Raw genomic sequence first — 15,797 nt, 5'->3', positions numbered from 1 at the left:
ACCTCCAGATGCTCCGCGTCGTGCCCGGTCGACGTTACGCCGCCGGCCACGTTCGTATCGGCTATCGGCGCCCACCACAACGCGAATCATTGCCTCAGGAAGCACTTCTGGTGCGCCGCAGCCCGACTCATCCGGCGGGCTGCACCACCCACACCCCTCGGTGCAAAACCCGCGTTACCGCCAGATCCGCATCGAGCACCACCAGATCCGCTCGCGCGCCCGGCACCAGCGCACCGGCCGGTAGACCCAGTGCCCGGGCCGGATTGGCCGAGGCTTGCCGGGTGACGCGCAGCAACGCCTCGTCCCGAGACAAACCGCAATGGGCCGCGGCAAACCGGACGACGCGGTCCATCGTGGCGGTACTGCCGGCTACCGTGTCCGTTCCCGCGACGAGCGCCACTCCACCGGCCACCTCGACCGGTACCGGTCCGAGCATGTAGCGGCCATCGGGCAATCCGGCAGCCGGCATCGCATCGGTGATCAGCGAGACCCGGTCCGGTCCGACCGCGCGGACGACATGTCGATAGATGGCAGCGTCGATGTGGACGCCGTCGGCGATGAGTTCGACCGTGACATCGGGATCTTCCATGAGCGCGATCACCGGGCCCGGCTCGCGACGGTCGATGGGCCGCATGGCGTTGAACAGATGCGTGCCGACGCTCGCACCGGCGGCGATTGCGGCCCGGGTCTGCTCGTAGGTTGCGTCGGTATGGCCGACGGCCACCACCACTCCGGCATCGACGAAGCGCCGAATCGCCGGCAGCGCACCCGGCCGCTCCGGGGCGATCGTGACCATGCGGATGGTTGCGGCGGCGGCGGCGAGCACCCGGTCGATTTCTTCCGGGTCCGGGTCCCGCATGAGCGCGGGCTGATGGGCGCCACATCGGGCGGCCGACAACCATGGCCCTTCCAGATGGATGCCGTCGATCACTCCGGCCCGCACCTGCTCGGCGAGTGCGCCGACCTGGCGCACAAGCTCGTCAGGGCCCGCGGTGACCAGCGATGCGATCATCGTGGTGGTGCCGTGACCGCGGTGCAGTGCCGTCGCGGTGGCTGTCGCGGTGGGCGTCTCGGCCGGCGAGGTGACCGAGAACCCACCGCCGGCCCCGCCGTGGGTGTGAGTGTCGACGAAACCCGGGACCACCGTGGCGGCACCGAGATCGTCATCGGCGGGCCGCGGCGGAGCCCCGGCACCGACCGCCACCACCCGATCCCCCGACAGCTCGATCCATCCCGGGCGCAACAGCTCGTCGCCCGTGATCAGGGTGTCGACGGAAAGGAGCATCCCGGATTACTTCTCTGCCGTGAAAAGCTCTGCACCCGAGTCGATATCAGCACTGGCGGCGACCGCCTCGGCCACGGTCACGTGATCGGGATCGCGCTCATCCATGACCACGACAGGAACGATCGGATCGAGGCCCTTGGCCGCGACCGCGGCAACGTCGTAGGTGATCATCGGCGTTCCGGCGACGACGTCATCACCCTGGCTGACGTGCGTGGTGAAGTGCTCACCGTTCAGCGAGACGGTATCCAGACCCAGATGCACCAGGATGCCGACATTGTCGTCGGTCACGATGACGTACGCGTGCGGCATCAGTTTGAGCACCTTGCCGCTGACCGGGGCGACGGCATCGATCACGCCACGCGGCGGATCCACCGCTGCCCCGTACCCAACCAGCCCGGCAGAGAACACCGGATCGGCGACCTCCCCTAGTGGTACCGCGCGACCTGCGACCGGGGCGACTACTCGCGTCCTGCTCACTGTGATGGCTCCTTTGTGCCGCGATGGTGCTCGTGCCCATAAACAATACGAGCGCTGCACGCGGATCTTCAGTTCATCTCTTCCGCCCACGCTCTCGTCTAAGCTTCCGCTCAACTTCGGGACGGGTCGCACCAGACGGCCAGGAGGGCGACGAACATGAGCGGTACGACGGGAACCGAAGGCGCACAGCCGAAATCCGGGGTACAGGTACGCGGCTTCGGTCAGCTGCAGCGCCTCGGCAAGAGCCTGATGCTGCCGATCGCGGTTCTCCCTGCCGCCGGAATCCTGCTGCGACTGGGCCAGCCCGATCTGTTGGGCCGGATCGACTCCCCCGTCATCGGCCCGTTCTTCAAGGCGATGAGCGCCGCCGGCGATGCCCTGTTCAGCAACCTGCCGCTGCTGTTCGCTGTCGGTGTCGCGATCGGTTTCGCCCGCAAGGCCGACGGTTCGACAGCGCTGGCCGCGGTGGTCGGCTACCTGGTGATGGCGGCCGTATTCACGACGATGTCACCCATCGTGCTCGCCGGCGAGGTCGACAAGGCCGGTGATCAAGCCCAGATCAACTACAGCGTGTTCGCCGGGATCGTGGTGGGCCTGCTCAGCGCGTGGTTGTTCGACCGCTACCACACCATCCAATTACCGTCCTACCTAGGCTTTTTCGGCGGCCGACGCTTCGTCCCGATCATCGTGTCACTTGCCAGCCTGCTCCTGGCCTTCGTGATGAGCTATTTCTATCCGATCTTCGACGCCGCGCTGACGGCGTTGGGACGGTTCATCGGGGCCAGCGGGGCGGTGGGCGCATTCGTCTACGGATTCGCCAACCGCATGCTGATTCCGTTGGGCCTGCACCACATCCCCAACTCGTACGTATGGTTCATCTACGGCGACTACCAGACCCCGGACGGCACCATGGCCACCGGCGAACTCACCCGATTCGCCGCCGGCGACCCGTCCGCAGGCATCCTGACGTCCGGGTTCTATCCCGTCTTGATGTTCGGATTGCCTGCCGCGGCGTTGGCGATGATCCTGGCGGCGAACCGGAAGCAACGTAAGGTCGCCGTCGGCATCCTGTCGGCGGCAGCTCTGACCGCCTTCCTCACCGGCGTGACCGAACCGCTGGAGTTCGCGTTCATGTTCGTCGCATTCCCGCTGTATGTCATCCACGCGGTGCTGACCGGGCTGTCCCTGGCCATCGCCTACCTGCTCGACATCCATCTGGGATTCTCGTTCTCGGCCGGACTCATCGACCTGCTGCTGTACGGCGGCGCACCCGCGGCGCACAACATCGGCTTGCTGCTCGTCATGGGCGCCGGATTCTTCGTCGTCTACTTCGTGTTGTTCTACGTGGCGATCACGAAATGGAACATGCGCACGCCGGGGCGCGAACCCGCCATCGAGTTCGAGGCCGAGGAACACGCCAACCTCGACGAGGCCGCTGGTTCCGCCGCCGAGTCGGCTCAGGAGGACTCTCAGGCCGAGAAGGTCATCGCGGCGTTCGGCGGCCGCGACAACCTGCTTCGGGTCGACGCCTGCATCACCCGACTCCGGATGGAAGTGGCGGACCCGGCCAAGGTCGACCAGAGTCGGCTCAAAGGTCTGGGCGCCGCAGGCGTCGTCGAGGTCGGCAACAACGTCCAGGCGGTGTTCGGCACCGATTCCGAGGCATTGAAGAACGCCATCCTCGACGTTCTGTAAGTACGTAGACGGTTCAGACCGACAGCAACCGGTGGAAGAAGTCGCGGTAGCGCGTGAGCGCCACGCGAAGATCTTCCGTCGAGGCCTTTTCGCCCCTTGACCATTGCGCCTCAAGCCTTGAACGGGTGTCGGCGAAGCTCGCGGTGAGTTCGTCGACGACTTCGGCCACCAGGTTGTCAGCCTTCTGGACGCACTCTTTCGGGTCGTCGACGAAGGCCGCCTGAACCTCGTTCCACCGCTCGTGGAGACCGGATCGATGCTCGTCGGCGAACAACAAGGTGTTGTCCTCGGTCGGCGCCGGCGCCGCGGGCTGCGCCGAATCGGCCGCACCCGCAGGTGACGTCGTTGTCGCCTGCGCACCTTGGGTTTCCGGCATGTCCGGCAGTTCGGGTTGAGCGGTCGACGTCCGCTCGTCATGGGCGGTCATGCTCGCGCCTCCTTCGGCGAATCGGTACCCGACTCGTGCCGACCGGTGACGCCCGGCCCGGCATCACGCGGGCCGGCAACCTCGGAGCCGGCACCGTGCGGTTCGGCACCGTCGCGGCCGGCACCGTCGGGACCGGCACTGTGCGCAGCGGACTCGCCGGTGCCGGCATCGGTCTGGCCTTGGCCATCATGGCCGATGCCGAGCAGTTGCTCGAAGAGCTCGCGATAGTGGACGATCGCCTCACGTTGCGCCTCGGTGCCGATCTCTCCCTGCTGCTGGGCAAGATGCAGGATGTGTGCCGCGCGGTAATGTTCGACGACCTTCGGATGGTCCACCGAGATGTCGGCCGTGCGTTGCTCGAAATCGTCTATCGGATAACCGCGTTCACGCATCACCTCGGTCACCAGTCGATCCGCCTCGGTGACCGACCTCGCCGGATCGTCGACGAACCCGGCCTGGGTCGTCCGCCACGCCTCGACGTATCGCGACCGCGATTCCGGACTCAACTCTTTGATGTCGAGCTTGTTGTGTTTGCGTTCGCGCGCACGCAGTTCACGTTCCGCCGCGCGTTTCCCACCAGCCGTCTCGACGGCACGCTCATACTCCGGCCCAAACTGTCCCTTGAGCCGCTCGCTTCTCTTCTGACGCATCATCGACGCTGCCACGACCACCGCGAGCAACACGATGATCGCGACAACCACTGCGATGGCGATCCAACTCCATGTAGGCATTTCCTGACCTCCTGCCGCGGAGGGTTACCCACGGCATGCCTGCACAAACGTCAATTTCGCCGGGCGCCGTCTACCGGCAATAGGATCGGGTGGCGTAGTCGAGCGCCTGCCGATACAGCGGATCCAGGTCGCGAGCAGTGACCACGGCCTCGACGGCCGAGGCGAGATCACCGGGACATGACGGCGAGTGCAGGGCCGGCCATCGGTCGGCGATCTCATCGACCATCGTGCGGTTGAGCGCGTCGATGGCGGTTCTCGATGCGGCGAGATCGGGCGCACCGGTCGGCGCGATGGACGGGTCCAGCTTCCAACGCGCGAACAGGCCATACTCCACCGCCACGGTCGCGTCGATCTGGTCGCGGAACACCGCGCCCACGTAGTCCGGATCGATGTTGCGGGCGGCCGCGTCAGCGGTGGTGGCGTCGATGACCTGTTGTTCGCGTCGCGTGTCCTCGATCGGCCCACCGGTGTGGAACTTGTTGGCCGCCACCGGATCAGCAGTCTGCAGACGTTGCGCGGCGGCATCGACCAGTGGCTGCAGCGGGCTGGAATCCTCGGCCCCGGCCGGCCCGGCGCACAGCAGCGCGAGGGCGAGCAGTCCTCCCGCTGCGCTGCGCGCCGTCGTCACAGCCGGGCGAAGCACTCGTCGGCCTCGTCGTCGGGAATGGATGCGTTCTGGCTGGAGAACTTGCCGACCACGCCGGCGTCGGTCACCGCGACGCTGTCGGCACGGATGCCCAGCGGGTAAGCATCGTTCAGCTTGGTCGTCAGGCCGGTCAGGGCCGTCTGCACGGCATCTTTCGAGAAGGGACCACTGACATCGGTGACGTCGAGCTCCAGGTTTCCGTCGTTGACCACCGGTTTGGCGGTCACCTTGGTGTCCCCCACAGCCTGCAGGGTGATGGTGCCCGCGGCGGGATCGGTGCTGACCTCGGTAACCAGCGCACCCACGCCCGGCAGGTTCTCCGCCACCGTGTCCTTGATTCCGGCCGTCGTCCAGCTCAGGGTGGCGGTCAACGATCCGATGGTGCCCTTCGAATGATCAGACGCCTGCAACCGGATGTCCGACAGCGCGACGTCCGCGGTCATCCCCTGGGCGGCCTGGACCCGCTTGCCCCCGGTCTCGACCGAGATGTCGGTGTAGTGCCCGGTCATGTGCTGCCACAGGAACGGCGGTTTGACTCCGAAGGAAACTGACGCGTTGTCCTCGACGACACATTCCGCCACCGCGACGAGCACCGATCCGGCCTTGTGCCGGGCGTACAGTTCGCCTCCCGTGAGGCCGATGACCACGAGCGCGACGGCGATGACGGCAATCAGGACCATCGCCTGCGGGCTGCGCCATCGCGACCGCGCCGGCACGTCGCCCTGGTTGTCCGCGGACGGGACGGAGCGCGGTGCAGGTGGCGGCGGGCCACCACCGCGAGGCGCGGACGGTGGCGGACGCCGCATGATCTTCTCGGTGGCCGCCTCGGGTGGCTGACGGCGCGCCCGGATCTGCTCGGTGGGGGCCTCGGACCGGCCGGGACGGGGCAACCGCTGGGTGGCCGGGTCGGGCGGCGGAACGGGACCCCGGCCGTGCCTCCATTGCCGGCCGGGTTCGCCGGGGCGTTGCGGCGGATTCGGCATCTGCGCCATTCTGCCGCACATGCGGCCCGGTCAGCGGGCGGGCGCGCCTGTGGGTTCGCTCCTCATTCCGGCTTGGCCGCGAGGCCCGGTGCCGCGGTGTCGGGCTGTCGTTGCAGGCCGGCCGGATCGGAAGTGGCCGCGGCGGCAATCGACAATCCCGCGATCACCAGGCAGAGCACCGTGTAGACCAGGCTGCCGACGGGATCACCATCGGCGGTGACGCCCTCGGCCGCGCCGAAGTAAGCCGGCAGGGCCGTGGCCCACAAGATCGTCATGACGGCCAGGTACCCGACGGCGTAACGCAGGATGAGCGGGTTCGAGTAGCGCACGGTCGCCGGGTCGCGATCCTGACGCAGACTCGACCACTGACGGAACAGCACCGGAATCGCCACGAGGGCGACTACGACGAGCTCGGCGGCGTAGATCACTCCGCCGACCGTGGTGCTGCCCGAGATCGTCGCGCCGAGCGTGGCCGGCAGCGGCAGCACCGCGGTGCCGATCGAGGCCAACACTCCGACGACGATGGTGCGGCCCAGGATCTGCAGCCCGGTGAAGGTCTTGCCGTCCTGGACGTGGCGCCCGACGAACAGCTGCACGCAGAACGCCAGCGACATCGGCCACAGCGCGGCGAACACCACCACGCTGGGCAGCGGCACCGAGTCGAAGAAGGGTTGGTTCATCGGATGATCGAGCGTCCACTCCCACCACCGCAGTTGCGGACCGAGGTGGTCGAAGATCTCGTAGAACGCGTGGTGCACGAACCCGACGCATATCGCACCGACCAGCACTCCGCGACGGCGGAAGACACCGAGAATCCGCACGATCTCGTAGGCGACCGTGGCCATCATCGGGTAGATGGCCACGATGTAGAGCGGCAGCCGGCCCCACAGGAAGTCGACGGTGAACACGTTGTGCGCGAACATCGTGTCGACGTGCTCGGCGATCCCGAACGCGCCGGGGAAATACAGCGGCGGTTCGATGATCAGCAGATACGCGATGGCACCGAACCACAGGACCACGTTGGTCGGATCGTTGTGCCGGCGCAGCCGGATGATCGCGTACACCAGGGCCAGCGCTGCACCCACGATCACGGTGAGCTCCAGCACCGGCAGCGTCCAGTTCTCCAGCCCGAACGGGTTGCGGAACTCGGCCAGGCCTCCGGCGGTGTCACACGAGAAACCCAGGCGCTCGGCCAAACCCGAGAAGGTGGGGGTGCACAGGTCAGACACCGGCGGCGCTCGCTTTCGGTGCGGTGGTCTCACCGGCGGTGTACCACTGGGTGACTTCGTAGCCGTCCTCGTACCGCTGGAACCATTCGTCGGCCAATGCCGGCAGTTTCTCGTGTGCCGGATTGTGACCCGGAACCTGGCTGCGCACGACGCCGGCCAGCGCGGTCAGCATCTCGCGTACCGGCAGATGCGCGAACGCGTTCTCCACCGGTCCGTCGTACGGCGTCTTCGTGAACGGAAGTTTCTGCAGCAGAGCCTTTTTCCGCGCCTGCATGCCGAACATCGACATCGCGTCGATCTTGCGTTCCTCCAGCGGAACGTGCTCGTTGAACCCTTCGGTGGCGATCTTGAGCACCGCCCACACGTGTTTGAAGATCGACGGCGCGACCCGCATCCGGTACCACGGATCATCGGCCACCGCGTCATAGATGATCAGCGCCGAGCTGCGGTGCTCGACCTCTTCGACGAAGTGCCACAGGAACAGTGACGCCACCCGGTCGTCCCCCGGAGCGAACAGCGTGTCGTCATGGTCGAGCATCAGCTTGAACACCGGCGTGAACGTCGCCTCCAGATCGGCGGTGTACGCCAGCCGGTACTTCAGCGGAGTCTGGGCGGTCAGATCGTCGAACGCCTTGACCACCTCGTCGAGGGTCCCCTTGAGGCCTGGGTAGGTCTTGATCAGGCCCTTGGCGTGCTGACGGTGCGCCATTGCGTGCTGGCCTTCCTGCCGCACGAAGGCCTGGGCCTCCTCGGCCACCTCCGGATCGGTGATGAACGGCATGGCCTCGGTGATCATGTGGCCGATCATCTTCTCGAAGGCGATGGCCAGGAACGACACTGCGTTGGCCATCGACGAGAACGCCGGGTTGGCCTCGTTCCACAGGAACGGGACGCGATGGTCCGCGAACGCGAACCTCATCTTCCGCACGATCAGATCCGTCATCGTCTGCCACCTCGCTCGTCTCGACTACACGCACACAGCGTCTGCCTGACGATCACAACCAATCATACAAACAGCGCCTCGTTTGTATGATTACTACACGGCGACGTCACCCGTCAATGGCAGGGTGGCGATATCCTGCAGGGATGTTGCCGGCCAGAACCCCCGACCATGGCGCGTAGGCGCGGGTGGGACGGGCGGCCGCCCGGCAGCGACGAGGAGGCCTCGGCCCGCATCGTCGCTGCCGCGGTGCAGTTGATCGCCGAGACCGGCACCGGGATCAGCATCGCCGACGTCGCAGCCTCCCTCGGGGTCATCCGACAGACCGTGTACCGCTACTTCCCCACCGCCGAGGCCCTGATGCACGCCGCGGCCATCGCCACGGTCGACGGTTTACTCGATCGGCTCGCCGCGAGCGTGCAGGGCATCACCGATCCGGCCGAGGCGATGACCGAAGGCGTCATGTTCACCTTGGAAGAGGTCGCGCGGGTACCGCATCTGCGGATCATGCTGTCCGGACCGCAGGTTGCAGCCAGTTCGGTCAACGTCGCTTCCGACGAAGGACAGACCTTCGGCATGCGGATGATCACGCGCTTCGACGTCGACTGGGAAAAGTACGGCTACGACGAATCCGCGCTGCGCGAGCTCGTCGAGTTCACGCTGCGCACGATGTTGTCGTTCTTCGTCGCGCCCAATGAGCCCGGCCGCAGCCGGGACGAGCTGCGGCGTTTCCTCAGACGCTGGCTGGGTGGGGCGATTCTGGCTCAGCCGTCCGATGGGTCGCGATGACGTCACCGAACACCGCGGGGATCAACCGGTTGAAGATGTCGGCGCGTTCCCACTGCAGGAAGTGACCGGCTCCCGGAACCACCAGTGGCCCAATGCGGTTGGGGAATGCCCGCTCACATCTGGGCACGAAATCCTCACCGACCACGTGATCGTCGGGGCCGTACAGCACCAGGGTGGGCACCTCGACTGCGGCCATCAGCGGGATCTCGGACATGGCGCGGCCATAGGCCAACTGATAGGACGCCCAACCAGCGCGCAGCCGTGCCTCGTCGGCATACGGCTCGGTCATGAAATCCACGTCCGCCTGGCTGAACGCATAAGGCGCACCCCACAGCCTGTTGCTGTACATCGCCGCCACCCACTGCCGCCGTGCCTCGGGCGTCGGCAGCATCGCGGCGAGATCGTCGGGGAAGGCGCCCTGCATCCAGCGGTAGTCGCCGGTCGGATCGGCCGCAGCGCCCACCGTGGCCGGATTCTGCGAGCGGATGCCTGAATAGTCCACACCCATGGGCGGCACGGTGTTGAAAACACAGAAACCCGTGACGAATCCGGGATACCGGTGGATCAGGTCGGTGCTGACGACGGCGCCGACATCACTCGCCGCGATCAGACACGTCTGGTGCCCCAGCTCGTCATGAACCAGGGCATGGAGATCACGCGAATACGTGACGATGTCATGCTGATCGTCGGCCGGCAGCGAGCTGTCCCCCATACCACGCAGATCCGGCACGATGACCTCGAACCCGCGCGCGGTCAGGGCCTCGATGTTGCGCCACCAGATCCGCTTGGTCTCCGGATACCCGTGCACCAGGAGCAGGGGCACGCCGCCGATACCTTCGCGGACGAACGCCAACGAAACGTCTTCGGCGACAACGGCACGGTGGATGGTGAATGCGTCAGCGGGCGGCGCGGGAGGCTGAGCCGGGCGATGACGCGGATCGTAACGGAAATCCGCCATGACGAAAGACCTTACCGGTCAACGTGTCCCATGCACCAGACGACCCGGGCGGGCACCGGTGTCGGCGCCGCGGCGGCGCGTGACGGTGCCGCTGACGATCGTGGCATCGTAGCCACTGGCGCCCTGCACCAGCCGGTTTCCGCCGGCCGGCAGATCGTAGGCCATCCTCGGCGCATGCAACGTCAGGGCATCCATGTCGATCACATTCAGGTCGGCTTTCTTACCCTGGGCGATCACGCCGCGGTCGGTCATGCCGAACAGTTGCGCAGTGTCGTTGGCCTGCTTGCGGATCACATATTCCAGCGACAGCTTTTCGCCGCGGTGCCGATCACGGGCCCAGTGGGTCAACAGGAACGTCGGATACGAGGCGTCACAGATCATGCTGCAGTGTGCGCCGCCGTCGGACAGACCCAGCACGCCGGCCGGGTGGGTCAGCATCTCCCGGATCGCATCGTGATTGCCGTTGGCGTAGTTGAACATCGGGTACATCAGCATCGCACCGGCATCAGCCTCGAGCATCAGGTCATACATCGCCGCCAGCGGATCCATGCCACGCTGCGTGGCGATCGCGGCGACCGTGCGCTCGTCGGTCGGCTCGTAATCTGGTGGCTCCCCCAGGTGATACAGCCGATCAGCGACATTCTGGGCCAGCATGAACATGCCGTCGAACAACTTGTCCGGATCGATCGGCAGATCGTCCTCGGCCAGGATCGCGGCCCGTACTTTGGGGTCGGCCAGACGCTCGGCCAGCTCGTTCTGGCTGCATTCGGCCTTCAGCCGCCGGAAGGTCGGCCGATGCGTGAAGGCGTGGTGGCCCGGGAAGCCCAGCAGCATGCCGAACGGACGCGCCGCCACTTGCGGGAACAGCCGGCTGCCGGCCTGATGCGCCGCCGCCGAGAGCTCCAGCTGTTCGCGCCACAGGTTGGGGTCGGCGTCGACTTGGATCAACGCGAAGCTCAGGGCGCAGTCGATCTCCTCACCGAGCCGGCGCATCCATTCCAGCTCGGTCTTCGGCGCGACGATGTCCTCGCCGGCAGCACCCTGCGGGGCCAGTTCGAACACGGCGGCGCCACCGGCTGCGGCGGCGCGGCCCAGGGCAAAGAGCTCATCTTCGGCGGCGAACGTACCGGGCACCGGTTCCCCGTCCATCGCCCGGTGCGCCAGCGTCCGCGACGACGAAAAGCCCAGCGCCCCAGCCTCGATCGCCTCTTGCACCAGCGCGGCCATGGCCTTGATGTCCTCGGGTGTGGCCGGTTCGTTCCGGGCACCGCGCTCCCCCATCGCGTACGCGCGGACCGCGCCGTGGGCGATCTGGGTGCCCATGTCGACCGACAGCTCACGCTTGCCGATCACCTCCAGGTACTCACCGAAGGTCTCCCACCCCCAGGTGATGCCCTCGGTCAACGCGGTGCCGGGGATGTCCTCGACCCCCTCCATCAGCGAGATCAGCCACTCTTCACGTCCCGGCCGCACCGGCGCGAAGCCGACGCCGCAGTTGCCCGCCACGACCGTGGTGACACCGTGATTGCTCGACGGCTCGAGCACATCGTCCCAGCTGACCTGACCGTCGTAGTGCGTGTGGATGTCGACGAACCCGGGCGCGACGATCTTTCCTGTTGCATCAATGGTTTCGGCCGCTTCACCGGACAAACCGGGATCGTCCGGGCCGCGCCGATGCACGGCGACGATCTTGCCGTCCTTGATGCCGACGTCGGCGGTGAACCGGTCTGCGCCGGTGCCGTCGACGACCGTGCCGCCGGTGATCTTGAGATCGAACACGTTTTGCTCCCTTGAGGCGTCCGGGCCGCTACGGTGGCAATGTAACACCGTTACAGAACCGCCGTGCCGGGTTTTCGATCCTTTCAGCGGGAGGTCCCTTGATGACCGTGAGTTCCACGCACACCGGCCACGCGCGAGGGCCCGATGCCATCGGTGAGCCGCCCGCGCGCCCCACCCTGATCCCGGCCGAGCGCTACTACGCCCCGGAATTCGCCCGACGCGAAGTCGAGCGCATGTGGCCGCGAGTGTGGCAGGCCGCATGCACGGTCGATCATGTCGCCGAGCCGGGTGATTACTTCGAATACCGTTGCGGCCCCTACTCGGTGCTGATCATCCATGGCGACGACGGGGTGCTGCGCGCGTTTCAGAATGCCTGCCGACACCGCGGCAACGCGCTGTGCACGGGCAGCGGTTCATCCCTGCGGGAACTGAGATGCGGCTACCACGGCTGGACCTGGAATCTGGCCGGAACCCTTCAACGCGTCCCGAACCGCAAGGGTTTCGGAACGGTACACATGTCCGAGTTCCCGCTCGCGTCGGTGCAGGTGGACACCTGGGAGCGGTTGGTCTTCGTCAACCTCGACCCCGCAGCGATGCCGCTGGCCGAATACCTGGAGGAGGTTCCCGAGGACATCGCCTGGTGCCGGCTAGGCGACTTCCGTTGCTACGCAACGATGACCATCGACGTCGAGGCAAACTGGAAGACGATCGCCGACGGATACAGCGAGACCTACCACGTTCAGACCCTGCACCCCGAACTGCACCGGTGCATGGACGATGTCTACGCACCGCAGACCATCTGGGGCCACACCGGTAAATCCGAATCGCTCTACGGGGTGCCGAGCCCCCGCCTGTCGGAAGCCCTGAGCGATCAGGACGTCTGGGACGCCTACGTTGCGACCCAGGGCCCGCTGATGGGTGTGGCCGAAGGCACCCCGTTCCCACACGACCAGCAAGTTTCCGGTCAATCGGTGACCGATGTGATCGCCGCCAAGATCAAGGAATTCGCCGCGGGCCGCGGCGTCGACATCGACTGGGCCGACACCGACCAGGTCATGCGGCTCCACCAGTACAACGTCTTTCCCAACATGACGCTGCTCGCCAGCGCCGATCACCTCACGATGATGACCTCGCTGCCCGGAACCGATCCCGACCGTGGGCTCCTGGTGATGACGCTGATGGCCCGTATGCCACCGGAGGCGCCGCGGACTAGGCCTGCCGATATCCGGGTGGGCGCGGAGGAGGCACATCCCGGCCTGGTGATGAGCCAAGACATCGCCGTGCTGGCCGGGTTGCAACGCGGCATGCACCAACCCGGATTCACCCATCTGGTGCTCTCCAACGAGGAACGCCGAATCATCAACATGCACCGGAACCTTGAGCGTTACCTCGATCTCTCCGACACCGAGTGCATCACCGAAGCTCCCGCGCCCTCGTGACCGGCAAGCAGCGGACCATCGATGCCGAAATCATTCTCGACGCGGCCGCCTACCTCATCGAATCCAACGGCGTCGAGGCGTTCTCGATGCGCGCCCTTGCCGAGCGCATCGGCGTGGCGGTCACCTCGATCTACTGGCACGTCGGCGGTCGGGATGCCCTCTTCGACAGCCTCGTGGACCGCCTACTGGGCGAGATGGCCGGTCTGCCGATGGACGGCGACACCCCGGCGAATCGGATTGCCGCCCTGGCCCGCAACCAACGCAGCCTGCTGATCCAGCGTCAACATCTGCTGGCGATCGCCCACGAGCGGGACCGCACACCGACGTTGTTCCTGCCGGTTCAACAGCGCCTCGCGGCCGAACTGTCCGAGATCGGTGTCACCGGCACCCGCGCCGCGCTGGTGTTGCGAGCCGTGCAGATGCATGTGATTTCCTCGGCGGTGATGCAGTTCTCGGCCGTGCGTGCGCCGCGGCACCAGGAGGAAGATCCTTCACTGTGGACGGCCGCCTGGCCCGATCAGGAACTGGTCGCGGCCTTGCAGTCACCTACCGACCACGACGCGGTGTTCGAGTACGGCCTCGACGCGTTGTTGGCGCCGCTGGTGCAGTCCAACGGTCCGGCCCGGCCTCGTCGGGTCAGGGCAGCACGGTCTTCATCAACATGACGTTGTAGGCCGACCACAGCGACAGGTTGTAATAGAGCTCCCGACCCGTGGACCACGGGTGCAGATACGGCGCATAGATACCGCCGGGAATCTGCGACGAGGGCACGATCAGTTGCTCCGGCCCCCACGGACCCTGCGGAGCCGGCGCCGTTCGCATCACCACGTCGTTGGCCCCGTTGCCGTACAGCACCAGGTACTGCTTGAGATAGGTGTTGTACTGCGCGGACATTTCGCTGACCGGACCCGGAATCACCGGTGTGGCGGCCGCCGGGTTACCGGGCACCCAGGCATTGTTGTCGGCGTTGAAGTATTCGTACTTGGTGAGGTCCGGGATGAACGCCGGCGATACCCGCGCAATGTATGCCGAGCCGCCACGGCCATTGGGAGTGCCGAACGAATAGATGTAGGGGTCCCCCGGGCCGGGTTTGAGGAACGCGCCCATCTGGAACTTCTCGTTGCCACCCGCGGGTGTACGGATGGTCCCCGGGTACACACCCCAGTTCTCACCGTTGTCCGGCGACATCGCGATCGCCGAGAAATTGGTCGACCAGGCTCCCGGGCTGTCCCAGTTTCGGATCGACATGAAGTTCAGATACTGGTTGCGGCCCACGGCAATACCCGCGGTGGGGATGACGCCCGTCTCCTCCGGGGCCCGGCCGATGCTGTTGATGATCTGCTTCGAGATGCCCTGTCGCCACACCGGCGAACCCGAGTACTTGTTGGCCACCTGGCCGTCGGGCACGGCGACGGTGCGCGACAGTGACCCGTCCTGACTGCGGAACAACGCGTTGTACCGCCACTGCTTACCAGGGATACCGCAATAGCCGTTGGTATCACCGAAGGCCATCAGCACCTGGCGGTTCACCGGATCGCCGTTGTCCCACATGATTCCGAGATCCGTCCCGGTGATGGCAAAACGCTTGATCGTCTCGTTGGGACTGTCGGGGCCGGTGACCCATCCGACGATCGAGGTGCCCGGCGGCGGCCCCGGCGCCGGTACCGCCGCGGCGGGCGCCGGCTGCGGTGCCGCCGGCACCGGGGCCGGCTGGGCCGCATTCGGGACCGGTTGCGTACCACCAGGACTGGGTTTGGGGACGACGGCGGCTTTCTGCCTGACCTGGCCGGTGTTCGGGATCAGCGCCTTGAGGATCGCCAGCGGCAGTTGTCCGAGCTTGGGTGTCGGTGCCTGGTCATTGGCCCCGACCGGTTTGTGACCGATCGGCCGGTTGAACGGGGCGATCCTGGACGGCTTGGGAATCTGGAAGGCCTGGTTCGGAAGTGGTTGCGCCGCTGCGGCCGCCCCCTCACACGGTTCGGCCGACGCGGTCGGCGCGACGCCGACCGCGACCACGAGTCCGATCGCTGCCGCCGCTGCCATCGTCGAAGCACCTCGAGGACGTCGCGACATGTCACACCTTCCCAATACAGGGACGTCGACATGACGTCACAGTTGGCTGCTGTGACGTTAGTGATCAATGTTGTCGATGTGACCACTGATGCACGGATGGGTACCGTCCCGTGACCGTGTCGCAACCGAGCCGGCGTGTTGGTTGTCGGTCCGTGTGTCGAGCACGTGTTGAGCACAGTCGCTGCGCGGGCCCACGTTCGTCGCTACGGTGGGTTGTGGTGGAACTATCGAACCGAACGAGAGGGATCACCATGGCCGGAACATACGATCCGAAAAAGGGCGGCAAATTCGAGCCGACCACGAAGGCCAAGCCGCCGCCACCGCCTCGACCCGGCGGCAACAAGAA

Annotated in this window: 15 protein-coding genes; 4 read left to right on the top strand and 11 right to left on the bottom strand. The window is 66.3% G+C overall.

Features of this window, described 5'->3' with window-relative positions:
• Positions 1-127: 127 nt before the first annotated feature.
• Positions 128-1,285: an N-acetylglucosamine-6-phosphate deacetylase gene (nagA, locus tag A5740_RS01550; RefSeq protein WP_076190908.1), complete on the bottom strand. Its 1,158-nt coding sequence runs from the start codon at positions 1,283-1,285 to the stop codon at positions 128-130.
• A 6-nt stretch (positions 1,286-1,291) separates the two neighbouring features.
• Positions 1,292-1,762: a PTS glucose transporter subunit IIA gene (locus A5740_RS01545; RefSeq protein WP_076190906.1), complete on the bottom strand. Its 471-nt coding sequence runs from the start codon at positions 1,760-1,762 to the stop codon at positions 1,292-1,294.
• 156 nt (positions 1,763-1,918) lie between these two features.
• Here A5740_RS01545 and A5740_RS01540 point away from each other — a divergent pair, with 156 nt between their 5' ends.
• A complete protein-coding gene (locus A5740_RS01540) occupies positions 1,919-3,457 on the top strand; it encodes a PTS transporter subunit EIIC (RefSeq protein ID WP_076190905.1) in 1,539 nt (512 codons plus the stop codon).
• A 13-nt stretch (positions 3,458-3,470) separates the two neighbouring features.
• Here the strand turns inward: A5740_RS01540 and A5740_RS01535 are convergent, their stop codons facing one another.
• The 6 genes from A5740_RS01535 to A5740_RS01510 form a co-directional block, all read right to left on the bottom strand.
• Positions 3,471-3,884 (bottom strand): hypothetical protein, encoded by a 414-nt coding sequence (locus A5740_RS01535; protein WP_076190903.1) that lies wholly within the window; start codon positions 3,882-3,884, stop codon positions 3,471-3,473.
• Positions 3,881-4,615, bottom strand: coding sequence for a hypothetical protein (locus A5740_RS01530; protein WP_076190902.1), 735 nt, complete (start codon positions 4,613-4,615; stop codon positions 3,881-3,883). The genes A5740_RS01535 and A5740_RS01530 overlap by 4 nt, the downstream gene beginning before the upstream one ends.
• A 70-nt stretch (positions 4,616-4,685) precedes the next feature.
• Entirely contained in the window at positions 4,686-5,258 is a 573-nt protein-coding gene (locus A5740_RS01525) for a chorismate mutase (protein ID WP_256386340.1), read from the bottom strand.
• Positions 5,240-6,244: a DUF2993 domain-containing protein gene (locus A5740_RS01520; protein ID WP_076191219.1), complete on the bottom strand. Its 1,005-nt coding sequence runs from the start codon at positions 6,242-6,244 to the stop codon at positions 5,240-5,242. The genes A5740_RS01525 and A5740_RS01520 overlap by 19 nt, the downstream gene beginning before the upstream one ends.
• 62 nt (positions 6,245-6,306) lie before the next feature.
• Positions 6,307-7,473 (bottom strand): hypothetical protein, encoded by a 1,167-nt coding sequence (locus A5740_RS01515; protein WP_139334873.1) that lies wholly within the window; start codon positions 7,471-7,473, stop codon positions 6,307-6,309.
• On the bottom strand, positions 7,466-8,416 hold the full coding sequence (locus A5740_RS01510) for a metal-dependent hydrolase (protein ID WP_076190899.1): 951 nt from the start codon (positions 8,414-8,416) through the stop codon (positions 7,466-7,468). Before A5740_RS01510 ends, A5740_RS01515 begins: the two co-directional genes overlap by 8 nt.
• A gap of 168 nt (positions 8,417-8,584) precedes the next feature.
• Between A5740_RS01510 and A5740_RS01505 the strand changes: the two genes are divergently transcribed.
• The gene (locus A5740_RS01505) at positions 8,585-9,202 is read left to right on the top strand and encodes a TetR/AcrR family transcriptional regulator (RefSeq protein WP_076190897.1); all 618 of its coding nucleotides are present in this window, start codon (positions 8,585-8,587) and stop codon (positions 9,200-9,202) included.
• Here the strand turns inward: A5740_RS01505 and A5740_RS01500 are convergent.
• Both A5740_RS01500 and A5740_RS01495 read right to left on the bottom strand, forming a co-directional pair.
• Entirely contained in the window at positions 9,147-10,160 is a 1,014-nt protein-coding gene (locus A5740_RS01500; RefSeq protein WP_076190896.1) for an alpha/beta fold hydrolase, read from the bottom strand. The genes A5740_RS01505 and A5740_RS01500 overlap by 56 nt on opposite strands.
• An 18-nt stretch (positions 10,161-10,178) precedes the next feature.
• Positions 10,179-11,987 carry an amidohydrolase family protein gene (locus A5740_RS01495; protein ID WP_254849044.1) on the bottom strand — a complete coding sequence of 603 codons (1,809 nt, stop codon included), beginning with the start codon at positions 11,985-11,987 and terminating at the stop codon, positions 10,179-10,181.
• Positions 11,988-12,040: 53 nt separating this feature from the next.
• Here A5740_RS01495 and A5740_RS01490 point away from each other — a divergent pair, with 53 nt between their 5' ends.
• Positions 12,041-13,378: an aromatic ring-hydroxylating dioxygenase subunit alpha gene (locus A5740_RS01490; RefSeq protein WP_076190894.1), complete on the top strand. Its 1,338-nt coding sequence runs from the start codon at positions 12,041-12,043 to the stop codon at positions 13,376-13,378.
• Positions 13,375-14,043 carry a TetR/AcrR family transcriptional regulator gene (locus tag A5740_RS01485; RefSeq protein ID WP_076190892.1) on the top strand — a complete coding sequence of 223 codons (669 nt, stop codon included), beginning with the start codon at positions 13,375-13,377 and terminating at the stop codon, positions 14,041-14,043. The genes A5740_RS01490 and A5740_RS01485 overlap by 4 nt, the downstream gene beginning before the upstream one ends.
• On the opposite strand, the gene A5740_RS01480 is transcribed toward A5740_RS01485, so the two are convergent.
• Positions 14,015-15,421: a DUF4185 domain-containing protein gene (locus A5740_RS01480; protein ID WP_076190891.1), complete on the bottom strand. Its 1,407-nt coding sequence runs from the start codon at positions 15,419-15,421 to the stop codon at positions 14,015-14,017. The genes A5740_RS01485 and A5740_RS01480 overlap by 29 nt on opposite strands.
• Positions 15,422-15,797 lie beyond the last annotated feature (376 nt).

The sequence above is a fragment of the Mycobacterium sp. GA-1841 genome, assembly GCF_001954135.1.
In the GTDB taxonomy this organism is placed as follows: domain Bacteria; phylum Actinomycetota; class Actinomycetes; order Mycobacteriales; family Mycobacteriaceae; genus Mycobacterium.
The sequence above is the reverse complement of the archived record's forward strand: the minus strand, read 5'-3'. Positions and strand labels throughout refer to the sequence as shown.